This window comes from Erwinia sp. MYb416 (assembly GCF_037479575.1).
In the GTDB taxonomy this organism is placed as follows: Bacteria; Pseudomonadota; Gammaproteobacteria; order Enterobacterales; family Enterobacteriaceae; genus Erwinia; species Erwinia rhapontici.
In genome coordinates, this window is sequence record NZ_JBBGYT010000020.1 from 1 (window position 1) to 621 (window position 621).

The window sequence follows — 621 nt, forward strand, 5'->3', positions numbered from 1 at the left end:
GCGTGATGGCGCTGCTGGGCATTCGGCTGATGGTAAAATAGTAGCCGGGCCAGGCCTTCTCGCCGACCCGGGACGGCCTGAGCTTAATGACGGGTATCCTGACCACCAAAGATATTGGCACGGCTGGATGACGATGATCCGTCGTTATAATGCGTGTCCTGCCCCTTAAAGATATTCTCCCGGCTGGTCGATGAGCGACCGTCGCTGTAGGCTGTATCCTGCCCTTTGAAGATATTTTCACGACTGGTGGAGGTGGTGCCATCGCTGTACGTCGCATCCTGCCCGCCGAAGATATTGGCCCTGCTGGATGAGGTGCGCCCGTCGCTGTACGTGACATCCTGCCCTTTGAAGATATTGGCACGGCTGGTGGAGGTGGTGCCGTTATCATAGGTGCAGTCATAACCCTCAAAGATATTCTTGCGGCAGCTGTCTGCCTGGGCCGTGGCACAGACACCGGCCAGCAGGAGGGCGGGTAACAGTGTGAGCAACCGGATTTTCATCGTATTTTCCTTTATGCAGACCGGAATGGCAGAACCTCAACATAAGCAAACACTGTGCAGAAAAGATGGAGAATGGCGGGGCGAATAATAAAAAAGGCCACACAACGGTGGCCGGGGGGAA

1 protein-coding gene is annotated in these 621 nt (G+C 55.6%); it reads right to left on the reverse strand.

Going from position 1 to position 621, the window contains the following annotated elements:
* Positions 1-83 precede the first annotated feature (83 nt).
* Entirely contained in the window at positions 84-500 is a 417-nt protein-coding gene (locus WH277_RS00170) for a hypothetical protein (protein WP_339455455.1), read from the reverse strand.
* Positions 501-621: the final 121 nt, after the last annotated feature.

What these genes read in the sequence shown, in the direction of transcription:
- WH277_RS00170 (WP_339455455.1), bottom strand. Translation starts at nt 500, where the DNA reads ATGAAAATCCGGTTGCTCACACTGTTACCCGCCCTCCTGCTGGCCGGT.